Origin of the sequence: Arthrobacter sp. Ld5, assembly GCF_051172775.1 — a bacterium.
Classification (GTDB): domain Bacteria; phylum Actinomycetota; class Actinomycetes; order Actinomycetales; family Micrococcaceae; genus Arthrobacter_D.
Map to the genome: position 1 here is coordinate 577,349 of NZ_JBPKBO010000024.1, position 13,741 is coordinate 591,089.

A 13,741-nucleotide genomic window follows, 5' to 3' on the forward strand; every position below is an offset into this window, starting at 1 on the left:
CGGCGGGGGTCCCTCTGTCAGCTGCTACCGGCCGCGGCGCGACCGGCGGTCGACCTAGCCTTCGAGGCAGCGGTCGTAGTTCGCGAGGTGCGCGCGGTAGCTGACCCAGCTGCCGTGGTTCGCGCCCTCCGCCGGTGCGGTCGGCTTGGAGCAGGCCGGCTTGCCGGGCTTGATCGGCTTCCCGGGCTTCTCCGGCTTGCCGGGCTTGACCGGCTTCTCCGGAGCCGGCGGTTCCGTCGGCGTGACCGCCTCGACGGTGACCGGCAGGGTCACCGTCGTCGCGCTCGGAGCGGCCGTCAGGACGATCCGCCCCTGTCCGCCGGCGGTCGCGGGGACGGTGAGGTTCACCGTGGCACTGCCGTCCGTGACCGGGACGCTGCCCAGCTCGGTGGCCGTGCCGTCCGCCGCCACGAAGCGCGCCGCGAGCGTGGTGTTGGCCGGGCTGCCGAGGGACGTCAGATCCAGCCGGGACACCGTGAAGGAGACGGCAGTGCCGGCCTTCACCGTGGTCGGGGCGCCCTGCACCTGCACGGTGCGGCGGTCGAACGACGGCGACAGCGGGCTGTTGGCGCGGAGGTAGTCGATCCACGCGTCGCGGTCCACGAGACCCGACTCGCGGGTGTCGGTGCCCTCACGGAAGACCGTGAAGTTGTCGCCGCCCTGCGCCAGGAAGCTGAACGTGCCGACGCGGTAGTGCCTGGCAGGATCGAGCGGCGCGCCGTCGACCATGACCGAGGTGATCCGCGAACCCCGGGCGAGGTCCGGGTCGTAGGTGACGCTCACGTTGTCCGACAGGCCGAGGGCCAGGAATGACCGCGAGCTGCCGTCCGGCTGCCACTGCTGCTCGAGCATCGCCTTGAACTGCGCACCCGTCAGGGTGGTGGTCCAGAGGTCGTTGACGAACGGCAGGACGGCATTCGCCTCGGCGAACGTCACGACGCCGTCCGGGGCGTAGTAGAGCTCGTTCCGGAGCCCGCCCGGGTTGACGACGCCGATCTCCGCACCGCCGCGCTCGGCCGGCGCGAGGCTGGCCCGCAGCGAGTCGGCGACGAGGTTGCCCAGCGTGGACTCGCTCGAGCGGTCGTCACGGGCTGCGCCCGAGAAGGCCGTCGTGATGTCCGCGGTGACCGCGCTGACCGGCTGGTTGCCGATCACGGCTGCCTGTGCGAGCGCGGCATCCACGATGGTCTTCACCGCGGCGACGCGCGGGTAGGCGGCCACGAGGGCTGCGTCCGTCTCGGTGGTGCGTGCGACGTTGCGGGCCGTGTAGGACTCGACGTCGCCCGTCGCGGTGTCGACGGTCAGGGTGATCTGACCGACGAACGCGCCGTAGGATCCGGTCTGGAGGATCGGCCGGGTCTCGCCGGCGGCGCCGCCGGGGACGGGGGCGTCCCACGCGTACTGCTTGTGCGTGTGGCCGGTGAAGATGGCGTCCACGAGGGGCGTCGTCTCCGTGACGATCTCGGCGAACACCCCGCCCGCGGCGATCTCCTGCTCCACGGTGGAACCCTCGACGACGCCGTCCCCGGCGCCCTCGTGGTACTCGGCGACGATGACGTCGGCGAGGTCCTGCGCCTCGATCTCCTGCGCCACCCGGTTGACGGCCTCGACGGGGTCGCCGAAGTCGACGGTCTCGATGCCACCGGGGCTGACGAGCGCCGCGGTCTCCTCGGTCACGACACCGATCACTGCGACATCGACGCCGTCGATCGTGATGATCGAGTACTCGTCGAGGGCGGGCTCGGTGGTGCCCTTGGTGTAGACGTTCGCGCCCAGGTAGGGGAAGTCGGCGGCATCGGCGACGCGGCCGGTCAGGTCGCCGAGGCCCTTGTCGAACTCGTGGTTGCCCACGGCGGAGGCGCGGAGCTCCAGGGTGTTCAGGACGTCGATGGTCGGCTGGTCGTCCTGCAGTGCCGAGGCGAACAGGGACGCGCCGATGTTGTCACCGGCCGAGAGGAAGGCCGTTCTGTCGTCGCCGAACTCGGCGCGGAGCTTCTCGACGGTCCCGGCGAAGCGCACCGTGTTGGAGTCGATGCGACCGTGGAAGTCGTTGATGTTCAGCAGGTTCAGTTCCGCCGTGGTGTCGGCCGGTGCGAGGTCCAGGCCGACGATCACGGGGTCGTGGTCGCTGGCGCGGTACGGGTCCGCCCGGTAGTAGTCGGTGACGTTGTTGTTGTACCGGCTGTACTCGAGGGCCACCGACTCGACGGAGTTGATGTTCCACGTGTCCACCCCGGACACCGTCGCGTCCGCGGTCGGCGACGCCAGGATGTGGTCGAGGGAGCCGCTCAGGCCCGAGAAGACGTAGGAGAAGCTGTCGTCCTTCTCGCCCTGGTTGACGTACCCGGCCTCGTAGAGGACCTGCATGGGGTCCTCCTGCGTGTAGGAGTTGAAGTCGCCGGTGAGGAAGACCTTGTCCGTCTTCGCGGCCGTCTTCATGGAGTCGGCGAACGCGACGAGGGCCCGGGCCTGGTCCACGCGCGCGGCGTTCCAGGCGCCCTGGCCGTCACCGGCGTCGGCGTTGGTGCCCGAGCTCGGGCCGGAACCCTTGGACTTGAAGTGGTTGACGATGGCGAGGAAGGTCTCGTCCGCGGTCCCTCCGACGGGCTTGAAGGCCTGTGCGAGGGGCTTGCGGGCGTTGGTGAACACCACGTTGTCGTCGAGGATGACGGACTCGCCCACGGGCTCGGCGGAGGCCTTCTTGTAGATCAGCGCCGTGCGGATGACGTCCTCGTTCTCCAGCGCCGGCAGGGCAGCGGGGGAACGGACGTAGTCCCAGGTGCCGGGCGCCTTCTCGTTGAGCGCATCGACGAGGGTCTTGAGGGCGAAGTCGCGATCCTTGCCGAACTTCGCGGAGTTCTCGGTCTCCATGAGGGTGACCACATCGGCGTCGAGTGCGTTGATCGCCGAGACGATCTTCGCCTCCTGGCGCTCGAGGTTCTCCTGGTTCGCGGCGCCGCGGGCGTCGCAGCCGCCCCTCACCGTGATGGGGTTCCCGGCGCGGTCCGTGTTGTAGGTGCAGCCCGTGAGCTGCTCGCCGGTGGTGGCGAAGTAGTTCAGCACGTTGAACGAGGCGATCGTGAGGTTCCCGCCGACCTCCCCGGGGGCGGCCGGGCGCCCACCGGCGAACTGCACGGGCTGCACGCCGTCCGGGGCGGCACCCTTGAGTTCGGCGAGCGGCTGGAACTTCCATGCGCTGTTGCGGAAGTCCAGGACCACCGGTGAGGTGAACTGCGCTGAGTACCCGACGCGGACCGGCTGCTCCGGCGTGAGGTACGGCAGCACCGTGCCGCGGTTGACCTGGGTGAAGAAGTTGGTCGAGGCGCCGTCGTCGAGCCTGATGCTCCGGGCCGCGTTGTCGGCGATGACCGCTGCGTTCTCGGGGGTGCCGGGGCGTGCGACGTCGGTCGGCTGCCGGAGGCGCTCGGTCCCGGCGGCGAGGGTGATCTCGCCGTACTGGTTCAGTGCGTAGTTGTCGGCGACGGTGAAGGCTTCGGCGGGCTGGAAGAGCATGCCCTCCATAGCCTCACGCGCGGCGTCCGTGGCGGGGAGGGCGATGGCGGAGGCCTTCGGTTCCTCGGCGGCCTCCGTGAGCTTGACGGTGCCTCCCGCCGCGACGGTGAGCTGGGTCAGGTTGAAGAACTCACCGGCGGTACCGGTGACCTCCACGAAGTCACCCACGGCGACGGAGCCGACGGTCGCGGGCGAGTAGACGAAGATGGCGTCCGACGCCGTCTGGTCGGCGGCCGCCGAGCTTCCGGCGGTCTGCAGGTAGAAGCCCGCGAAGCCGCCCGTCGGGTAGGCGGCGGTGACCTTGCCGCGCGTGGTGACCGTCTGTCCGGCCAGGGGGGTGGCGGAACCTGTGCCCTGGATGTCACGAATGGGGGTGACGACGCCGGGTACCGGGGGGTCCGTGGGGGTCACGCCGCCCGCAGCACCCGGATTGAATCCGCTCGTGAGGTCGGGGGTGGGGAGCGCGACGCCGGCTGCGCCGTTGCTGCCGCCCTGGACCAGGAAGTAGCCCTTGGCGGGGATGGTGCCGCGGAGCGCGGTCGCACTCGGCGTGCTGGTCCCGGTGGGCGAGCGGTACTGGAGCGACCAGCCGTCGAGGCTCACCGGGGCGTCGGTGGGGTTGTAGAGCTCCACGAACTTGTTGATGAAGGGCGTTCCGGCGGAACCTCCCGTGAGGTACGCCTCGTTGATGACGACGCCGTCTCCTGTGACGGACGCCGTCCCCGGGGCTGTCTCGACCGCGTTGGCCGGCAGTGCGATCATCGGGGAGGCCAGGAGCCCCACCGACAGCGCCGCACAGAGCGCTCCCTTCCATGACGAATTGTCCATTCGTTCTTTCTTCTCCTTGACGATGGCCGCGACTGCGACCGCGAGTGAAGCCCGCCGACCCGTGATGAGTGGACGTGTTGGCATGTGCACCCTATGTGACGCAGGTGACATTCCTATCCCCAGGAGTAGCCAACCAGAACATCGTTAACACTGGGTTACGAAAAAACCAGTGGCCCCGGAAGATCCGGGGCCACTGGTGGGTATCTGTGGACGAATGGCGCTATCTGGCCGCGTCCCGGAGTGTTCCTGTCACCGGGGTCTCCTCCTGTTCGGCGACCAGGCACAGGATCTCCCGATCGCCCCGGACCTCCCAGCTCTCCTCGACGGGATAGAAGTACAGCAGTTCGAGGACGGAGGCGTCGTGGTCCACGCCGATGAAGCTCCTGAACTCCTCGGCGCAGAACTCGGTCGCGGCGGCATTGGCCTCGCCCTGGCCGGGATAGTCGCCGTCAGGCATCCGCGTGGCGGCGAAGGCTTCGAACACGTGCCGTTCATCGCACGGGATGACGGGGATGTCCGAGTGGTCCTCCAGACCGGGGTCGTTGATGCACTCACCCACGGCGATCGGGGAGGTCCCGGCTTCGGCCGAGACCGTGCTGCCGGAGGGCTGCGCCTGTTCCTCCGGTTCCTCCGACCCGAAGACCCCGCATCCCGCGATCAGGGCGATCGCCGCGACCGACCCGATGGCCGACGCCGTCGCCCCCCGACCGCGCGACGATGCCCGTCTGCCCTGCCCACTACGCATTGCACCCCTCTCCCCGGCCACGCCTCCGGGGCGCGGCTGTTGCTCCTCGGGACAGTACCGCAGGACGCCATGGGGCACCACGACGCGTCACCGACCGGGACCGGACCTCAGGGCCGGGCGGTCGGGCACTCAGCCCAGGACGTTCCCTCCGCCGGTGCCCGCGGGCTTCGGGTCCGGGATCCGCAACATGCGGAAGGACGTGGCGAGCCCGGCGAGGCCGGCGAGGATCGGGATGGACAGCGCGATCTGGAGGGCCAGGGGCCGCGCCTCCGTGTTGATGCGGATGATCTCGTCCTGGATCTCCTGTGGCTGGTCCACGAGGAGTTCCTCGAGCTGCGCATTGCTGACCACCTGGGCGTCCTCCTCGAGAACCGTCGAGACCTGCTGCTTCTCGGCGGTCGGGAGGACGGTGCTCGAGTTCGCCAGGCCGATGAAGAGGGACGAGAGCGATGCCAGCATGATGCCGCCGGCGAAGGCGAGTCCGAACGAGAGACCGAAGGATCCCGCGGCCGAGTTCACGCTGGCAGCCTCGCTGACGCGCTCCTCCGAGATGGGGGACAGCGTGTAGTTGTTGAGCTGGGAGACCAGCAGCCCCAGCCCGCTTCCGGCGATGACCAGGGGGACCAGGAGCCACCAGCCGGAATCCGCGCGCGGCACGATGGGGACCAGCACCCCCAGGCCGACGAGCAGGAGCAGGAAACCCGACCGGATGAGCGCGGCCGGGCGCCGGGCGCCGGGCTTCTTCCCGATCAGCAGGGCGACGGCGAACATGGTGAGTGAGAGCGGGGCGATCGACAGCCCCGACTGCATCGCGTTGTAGCCGAGCACCATCTGCAGGTAGATGGGTAACACGATCATCGTGCCGCCCAGCGCGATCTGCTGCAGCATCTGGCCGGTGGCGCCGAAGCGGAAGGTCCTCGCCCGGAACAGGTCCGGATCCAGCAGCGTCGGCTTGTGCTGTCGTTGACGGTGGAGGAGCCAGTAGACCAGGCTGCCCAGGCCCACGGCACCGACGGCCAGGAGGGCACCGACCGATTCGCCGCCCTCCTGCCACACCAGGATGCCGAGCACGACGCCGCCCATCCCCACGACGGACAGCAGGGACCCCACGACATCCAGCTGTCGGGGCCCCGTGTACGGGACATCGTGCACGAGCCTGATCCCCAGGAGGACCCCCGCGATGAGGAGGGCCTCGAGCAGGAAGGCGACGCGCCAGGACAGGAACGTCGTGATGAAGCCGCCGATCAGTGGCCCGACGGCGGCGGCGATGGCTGCCGAGGCTCCGACCAGGGCGTAGACCCGCTTCTGGGCGTCTCCCTCGAAGTTGCCGTGGATCAGGGACTGCATGGCGGGGAGGAGGAGCGAGGCACCCAGCCCACCGATCAGTGCCCAGAAGATGATGATCGGGAGGAGGGTCTGGGCGAGGGTCATCGCCAGGGCGCCGATGGCGTAGGCGCACAGGCCGATCACGTAGGCGCGCCTGCGCCCGATCAGGTCGCCGATCTTGCCGCCGATCAGGATGAACGCCGCGGAGACCAGCGCCTCGAGGGCGATCGCCGACTGGAGTCCGCTGACCGTCGAGCCGATGTCCTCCACCACCGCGGAGATCGAGACGTTCATGATCGACGTGTCGACCACGAGGACGAACATCGCCGTCGCCAGCATCATGGCGAGCCGCCGGTTGAACGCGGCCGTCTCGGTGCCGCCGTTGTTCGAAGGGTTCATCAGTGGCCTGCTCGGCTCGCGCGGTTCGGATTGTGGTGGGCGGGAACACCGCCCTCCCCGGCCAGCCTCGCGCGCCCCCCGGACGCCGGATAGAGGCCAAAGCCCCAGCCGCCGGCGCCGTCGGGCGGGGCCTGCCTGGTCACCCTTCGAGGAGGAGGCAGGGGGCCGTCGGGACGGCTAGCGTGACCGGCGGACACCCGTCTCCCCGGCGGTTCGCCGCCGAGGACCAGCAGACGGGTGCGCCGTCGAACATGGGGACAGGGCGCGCTCGTGCGCCGAGCATGGAGCGGGCCCGGACGCCTGATGGAGGGTTCGCTCCCCGAGGGAAGAGGGAGGGCCCGATATGGCCGAGACCAAGGTGGAGCACCCGGGTGTCGAGGAACGTGCAGCTGCGGGGAAGGCGTGCCGGGAGAAGTCGCCGCTCTCCGGACACAAGGGCTGGACCCCTGCGTCCGACCGCCCCGATCCGGTCGCGCTGCTCGAGGAACAGAACGCCACCCGCGACCAGGACCTCGTGCCGGTGCGGCACGGGCGGATGCTGGTTTCACCGTTCACGTTCTACCGGGGGGCGGCCAAGATCATGGCCGCGGACCTGAAGGACACGCCGCGGGCGGGGCTGGTCTCCCAGCTCTGCGGGGACGCCCATCTCTCCAACTTCGGCGTCTTCGCCTCCCCGGAGCGGAACCTGCTGTTCGACCTGAACGACTTCGACGAGACCCTCCCGGGACCGTTCGAGTACGACGTCAGGCGCATGTCCGCGAGCTTCACGATCGCGGCGCGGAACAACGCGTTCACCGCGGACGACGTGCACGACGTGACGCTCACGGCGGTGCGGTCGTACCGGGAGGCGATGGCGCAGTTCGCCCAGATGCGCACGCTCGACATCTGGTACGCCCACCTGTCGGATGAGCAGCTGATGGAAGCCCTCGACCTGACCGTGCAGACCCAGAAGGGGAAAGCCCTGAAGAAGGCGCAGCGCGGAGCGAAGGAGGCCCGACGCAACGTGGACAAGGCCCGCACACGCGACAGCCTGCGGGCGCTCTCCAAGCTCGCCGAGCTCGTGGACGGGCAGTACCGGATCGTCAGCCAGCCGCCGATCGTCATCCCGCTGCGTGAACTGCAGGACGCGTACGGCATATCGCCGGACGAGGTGGAACCCGCACTCCGTGAACAGCTCCGGTCCTACCGCGCCACCCTGACGCCGGACCGGCGCCGGCTGCTGGAACGCTTCGAGGTCGTCGACGTCGCCCGGAAGGTCGTGGGGGTCGGCAGTGTCGGGACACGGGCGTTCATCGTCCTGCTCCAGGGCCGCGACCAGCACGACCCCCTGTTCCTGCAGGTCAAGGAGGCCACCCGGTCGGTGCTCGAGGACCACCTGCCGAAGAGCAGGTACCGGCAGCCGGGCGAGCGGGTGGTGCAGGGGCAGCGGATGATGCAGGCCGCCAGCGACATCTTCCTGGGCTGGACCAAGGGTGTGCAGGACAACCGCTACCTGTACTGGCGCCAGCTGCGCGACATGAAGGGCTCCGCCGTCGTCGAGGGGATGAAGCCGCTGGCCATGACCTTCTACGCCGGTGCCTGCGGGTGGACCCTGGCCCGGGCGCACGCCCGCTCCGGGGACCCGGTCGCGCTCGCCGCCTACCTCGGGGGGAGCGACAAGTTCGACCGCTCCATCACGGATTTCTCCGAGCGCTACGCCGACCAGAACGAACGCGACTACGAGGCCTTCGCGGAGGCGGTCCGTTCAGGCCGTCTGGAGGCGGCCGACGCCGTGTAGTCACGTGGCGCACCGGGCGCGGGGTGCTCGTGCGGCAACGCCGGAGGCCGGCACGGACGATCGGAGGATCGGCCGTGCCGGCCTCCGGTCGGTGCGGATGTGGTGCACTCGCGGAAGGTAAGGGATTCGAACCCTTGAGACGGGGTCACCGCCCACTGGTTTTCAAGACCAGCTCCTTCGGCCGCTCGGACAACCTTCCCGCCGCTAGTGTTTCATGAGGTGAAGGTGACCCCCAAATACCCAGGAGAGAGTGGAGGCCGGTATGCGTGCAGTCGGAATCGAGGGGGCGGGTGGGCCCGAGGTCCTCTCCGTGCAGCAGGTCCCCGCGCCGGTGCCGGCCGCCGGTGAGGTGCTCATCGACGTCGTCGCCGGTGGCCTGAACCGGGCCGACGTGCAGCAGCGGCGCGGCTTCTACCCGCCGCCTGCCGGCGCGTCCGCCGTCCCCGGGCTGGAGGTCTCCGGGCACGTGGCCGACGCAGGCGATTCCGGCTTCGCCGTCGGGGACGCCGTCGTCGCGCTGCTCTCCGACGGCGGGTACGCCGAACAGGTCGCGGTGCCCTCGGGGCAGGTGATCCCCGCCCCGAAGGGCGTGGGCCTCGTGGAGGCGGCGGCTCTTCCCGAGACGGCCGCGACCGTCTGGTCCAACCTCGTGCTGCAGGCCGGGCTCGCGGCCGGCGACCACGTGCTGATCCACGGGGCGTCCGGTGGGATCGGCCTGATGGCCATCCAGGTGAGCCTCGCCCTCGGTGCGGTCCCGCACGTGACGGCGGGAACGGCGGCCAAGCTCGACGTCGCACGGTCCCTGGGCGTCGAGTCCCTGATCAACTACCGGGACCAGGATTTCGTCGCGGAGGTCGGGGCAGCCACCCACGGGCGCGGCGTGGACGTCATCCTCGACGTCGTCGGAGCAGGGTATCTGGCGCGCAACGTCGAGGCGCTGGCGACGGGCGGGCGGCTCGTGGTGATCGGGCTGCAGGGCGGCGCTAGGGCCGAGCTCGACCTCGCCGCGCTGATGGGCAAGCGTGCGAGCGTGGCCGGCACCACGCTGCGGTCCCGTCCCGTCGCGGAGAAGACCCTGATCATGCGCGCGGTCGAGGAGAACGTGTGGCCGCTCGTGGCCTCCGGGGCGGTGCGGCCCTTCGTGGACCGGACCTTCCCGCTCGCCGAGGTTGCGGACGCGCATGCGTACTTCGACTCGGGGGAGCACACCGGCAAGGTCCTGCTGACCATGGGGTAGGAGCACCAGGCCGCGTGGGCGGTGCGGGAGGAGCCCGCTCACCGCAGGTCCGGGTGCGTTCGGCGCACCGCCCCTCCCGGGGGACTTGTACTGTGATGCACGCCTCACTAGGTTGCTACCTTCGTGTGAATCCCACTCTCGCCCCGAGGAGCACCATGAGCAACAAGCAGAACGGGTCCCATCGGCACGCCGCCGTGCTGGTGACGGATCCGGACCTGCCGCCGGTCGCCGTCGACCCGCAGCAGGCCGAAGCGGAAGACCGCCGGTGGACGCCGGCGAAGATCGCCGTGTGGGTGGGCATCGCCCTCCTCGGCGGTGTCTCCTGGACCATCCTCGCGATCGTCCGCGGGGAGACCGTCAACGCCATCTGGTTCGTCTTCGCGGCGGTCTGCACCTATCTGATCGCCTACCGGTTCTACTCGAAGTTCATCGAGCGGAACCTGCTGAAGCCCGACGACCGTCGTGCGACCCCCGCGGAGTACAAGGCGGACGGCAAGGACCACGCGACCACCGACCGCCGGGTCCTCTTCGGCCACCACTTCGCCGCCATCGCCGGCGCCGGCCCCCTCGTGGGCCCGGTACTCGCTGCGCAGATGGGATACCTCCCCGGGACCCTGTGGATCATCATCGGCGTGATCTTCGCGGGGGCGGTGCAGGACTACCTCGTGATGTTCTTCTCCATGCGGCGCGGCGGGCGCTCGCTCGGGCAGATGGCGCGGGAGGAACTCGGCGTCATCGGCGGTACCGCGGCGCTCATCGCCACCCTGACCATCATGATCATCATCGTCGCGATCCTCGCCCTCGTGGTCGTGAACGCCCTCGGTGAGAGCCCGTGGGGCGTCTTCTCGGTCTCCATGACCATCCCCATCGCCCTCTTCATGGGCGTCTACCTGCGCTACCTCCGGCCCGGCAAGGTCACCGAGGTGTCGGTCATCGGGTTCGTGCTGCTCCTGCTCGCCATCATCGGCGGTGGCTGGATCTCCGAGACCGCGTGGGGCGTCGAACTGTTCACGCTCGACCGCATCACGATCGCCTGGGGCATCATCATCTACGGCTTCATCGCCGCCGTCCTGCCGGTCTGGCTGCTGCTCGCCCCGCGCGACTACCTCTCCACGTTCATGAAGATCGGCACGATCATCATGCTCGCCGTCGCGATCGTCGTCACACGCCCCGAGATCAGCGTCCCCGCGGTCACCGAGTACGCGACCACGGGCCAGGGTCCGGTCGTCGCCGGTACGCTTTTCCCCTTCCTCTTCGTCACCATCGCCTGCGGTGCGCTCTCGGGCTTCCACGCCCTCATCGCCTCCGGCACCACGCCGAAGATGATCGAGAAGGAGCGCCAGACACGCTTCATCGGCTATGGCGGCATGCTGATGGAGTCCTTCGTGGCGATCATGGCGCTCGTCGCGGCGCTGTCGATCGACCGCGGCATCTACTTCGCCATGAACTCCTCGGCGGCGGCGACGGGCGGCACCATCGAGGGCGCGGTCGCGTTCGTCAACGGCCTCGGCCTGACCGGCGTCAGCCTGACCCCCGAGGCGCTCAGCACCATGGCCTCCAATGTGGGCGAGGAATCGATCGTCTCCCGGACCGGCGGCGCCCCGACCCTGGCCGTCGGGATCGCCCAGATCATGCAGGGCGTCTTCGGCGGCGCCGGGATGATGGCGTTCTGGTACCACTTCGCCATCATGTTCGAGGCCCTGTTCATCCTCACGGCGGTCGACGCCGGAACGCGCGTAGCCCGGTTCATGCTGCAGGACAGCATCGGTAACTTCGTCCCCCGCTTCCGCGACACCTCATGGCGCACCGGGGCCTGGATCTGCACCGCGATCATGGTGGCCGGGTGGGGGGCGATCCTCATCATGGGCGTCACGGACCCGCTGGGCGGCATCAACACGCTGTTCCCGCTGTTCGGGATCGCGAACCAGCTGCTGGCGGCGATCGCGCTCGCCGTCTGCATGGCGATCTGCGCCAAGCGGGGACTCTTCCGGTTCCTGTGGATACCCGCCCTGCCGCTCGCGTTCGCCGCCGTCGTGACCATCACGGCGTCGTTCCTGAAGATCTTCTCGCCCGTCCCGGCGATTGGCTACTGGGCGCAGCACGCCGCGTTCCGCGACGCGCTGGCCGCGGGGGAGCAGAGTTTCGGGACGGCGAAGAACGTCGCCGCCATGGAGGCGGTGGTCCGCAACACCTTCATCCAGGGCACGCTGTCGATCGTCTTCGTGGTGCTGTCGATCATCGTCATCACCACCGCGATCATCGCCACCATCAGGGCCTACCGGAACGGTGGCGGAGCGGACACGGAGGACACCCCCGTGGCCTCGCGTGTCTTCGCGCCGGCCGGGCTGGTCGCCACCCCGGCGGAAAAGGAGCTCGAGGCCCAGTGGGCTGCTCTCGAGCCCGGCAGGCGCCCGGCGAGGACGGGGCACTGATGGCTGTGGCGCAGGTCCTCACGCGGGCCCGCGACACCGCGCGGGAGCTCGCCTGGCTGTTCAAGGGCATCATGGGGGAGAACGCCTACCAGGCGTACCTCGACCACCACGAGCGCACGCACACCGGCGGTCCGCCCATGACCGAGCGCGAGTTCTGGCGGGACAAGACGGACCGCCAGGACGCGAACCCCGAGGGCCGCTGCTGCTAGGGGGCACCTCACGACGAAGCCCGACGCCGACCGAACGGCGTCGGGCTTCGTCGTCCGCGGAGCGTCGTCCGCGGACCCACTGGATGTCGCGCCGTGACGCGCCGCCGCCGGGCAGCAGGGCCGGATCTGCCCGGCCCATCGCGGTTGTGGGAGCATAGCGGAATGACTGAACAGCAGCCTGCCGGTCCGTCCGATCCGGTGCCCGCGATCACGGCCGGCGCGCCGGACCAGCCGCGGTCGGCGGCCGGTGGGCCCGTCCCGGAAGGCTCGCTGCCGCGTGAGGGTGCAGGTGCTCCGGCACCGACGGGCGGGCCGACGCCGCTCTCGGACCTCGTCGACGAACCGGCCAAGGTCATGCGGATCGGCACCATGCTGAAGCAGCTGCTGGAGGAGGTCCGCAGCGCGCCGCTCGACGACGCCGGCCGCACCAGGCTCGCCTCCATCCATGAGCGCTCGGTGCGGGAGCTCGAGGACGGGCTCGCCCCGGAGCTGGTCGAGGAGCTGCATCGCATCCACCCGCCCTTCGACGAGGACACGGTTCCCACGGACGCCGAGCTGCGCGTTGCACAGGCACAGCTCGTGGGCTGGCTCGAGGGCCTCTTCCACGGCATCCAGACAGCGCTCGCAGCGCAGCAGATGGCCAACCAGCAGCTCGCGGCTCGCCTCCAGCTCCGCGAGCTTCCCCCCGGCACCGTGATCGCCCCCGGCGTCGTCATCGGCGAGGACGGCGAACCGAAGCGCACCCCGCCCGGGCAGAAGGCCGCTCCGCCCCAGACCGAGGGCCACGGCCCCGGCCAGTACCTCTGACGGCCCGGTGGCTTTCTTCGCCGCGGCGCGGCAGGGCCGCAGGGACGACGCCGAGCTCGGCACCGGGGTGTGGCGCCGCGCGCACGACCGCTTCCGCCGGAGCCTGGACCGCTATCACCAGATCCTCGAGGGCATCGAGGACGACGCCGTCTACAACGAGCTCGTGGCGGTCGCCGACGAGCTGGGGGCGATGCTGCCGCGCGTGCGGACCATCTGCGTGAACGCCCAGGCCTCGTCGCCGAGTACGGGCCTCGACATCCCGGGCGCCCTCCTGCAGGTGCACCGGGCGCTGTCCCGGGCCGGGAACACCCTGGCGACCACCGCGGAGGCCGCCGCGATGACGCGCCTCGACGGCGAGCGGTGGGGCGTCGCGTCGTCGGGCCTCGACAACGTACGCCGCCGCGCCCAGCTGGTGGCGGAGGACGTCGAGGAGGCCGAGCGGGCCATGCCGGGCGGCCGGTAGGACAC

Annotated in this window: 9 protein-coding genes and 1 tRNA gene; 6 read left to right on the forward strand and 4 right to left on the reverse strand. The window is 70.1% G+C overall.

Going from position 1 to position 13,741, the window contains the following annotated elements; all coding sequences use genetic code 11:
* Positions 1–54: 54 nt before the first annotated feature.
* The 3 genes from ACSGDB_RS15690 to ACSGDB_RS15700 form a co-directional block, all read right to left on the reverse strand.
* Positions 55–4,341, reverse strand: a complete 4,287-nt coding sequence (locus tag ACSGDB_RS15690; RefSeq protein WP_434995881.1) for an ExeM/NucH family extracellular endonuclease — start codon at positions 4,339–4,341, stop codon at positions 55–57.
* A gap of 220 nt (positions 4,342–4,561) precedes the next feature.
* A complete protein-coding gene (locus ACSGDB_RS15695) occupies positions 4,562–5,086 on the reverse strand; it encodes a septum formation family protein (RefSeq protein ID WP_434995883.1) in 525 nt (174 codons plus the stop codon).
* Positions 5,087–5,215: 129 nt separating this feature from the next.
* Positions 5,216–6,811 (reverse strand): MFS transporter, encoded by a 1,596-nt coding sequence (locus ACSGDB_RS15700; RefSeq protein WP_434995885.1) that lies wholly within the window; start codon positions 6,809–6,811, stop codon positions 5,216–5,218.
* A 343-nt stretch (positions 6,812–7,154) separates the two neighbouring features.
* Here ACSGDB_RS15700 and ACSGDB_RS15705 point away from each other — a divergent pair, with 343 nt between their 5' ends.
* The gene (locus ACSGDB_RS15705) at positions 7,155–8,588 is read left to right on the forward strand and encodes a DUF2252 domain-containing protein (protein ID WP_434995886.1); all 1,434 of its coding nucleotides are present in this window, start codon (positions 7,155–7,157) and stop codon (positions 8,586–8,588) included.
* A gap of 111 nt (positions 8,589–8,699) precedes the next feature.
* Here the strand turns inward: ACSGDB_RS15705 and ACSGDB_RS15710 are convergent.
* Positions 8,700–8,787 (reverse strand) — tRNA-Ser (locus tag ACSGDB_RS15710).
* 63 nt (positions 8,788–8,850) lie between these two features.
* Between ACSGDB_RS15710 and ACSGDB_RS15715 the strand changes: the two genes are divergently transcribed.
* From ACSGDB_RS15715 to ACSGDB_RS15735, 5 genes are all read left to right on the forward strand, one after another.
* A complete protein-coding gene (locus ACSGDB_RS15715; protein WP_434995888.1) occupies positions 8,851–9,825 on the forward strand; it encodes an NAD(P)H-quinone oxidoreductase in 975 nt (324 codons plus the stop codon).
* Positions 9,826–9,980: 155 nt separating this feature from the next.
* Positions 9,981–12,257, forward strand: a complete 2,277-nt coding sequence (locus tag ACSGDB_RS15720) for a carbon starvation CstA family protein (protein WP_434995889.1) — start codon at positions 9,981–9,983, stop codon at positions 12,255–12,257.
* The gene (locus ACSGDB_RS15725; RefSeq protein ID WP_434995890.1) at positions 12,257–12,466 is read left to right on the forward strand and encodes a YbdD/YjiX family protein; all 210 of its coding nucleotides are present in this window, start codon (positions 12,257–12,259) and stop codon (positions 12,464–12,466) included. Before ACSGDB_RS15720 ends, ACSGDB_RS15725 begins: the two co-directional genes overlap by 1 nt.
* Positions 12,467–12,628: 162 nt before the next feature.
* The gene (locus ACSGDB_RS15730) at positions 12,629–13,273 is read left to right on the forward strand and encodes a bacterial proteasome activator family protein (protein WP_434995892.1); all 645 of its coding nucleotides are present in this window, start codon (positions 12,629–12,631) and stop codon (positions 13,271–13,273) included.
* A gap of 7 nt (positions 13,274–13,280) precedes the next feature.
* On the forward strand, positions 13,281–13,736 hold the full coding sequence (locus ACSGDB_RS15735; protein ID WP_434995893.1) for a hypothetical protein: 456 nt from the start codon (positions 13,281–13,283) through the stop codon (positions 13,734–13,736).
* Positions 13,737–13,741 lie beyond the last annotated feature (5 nt).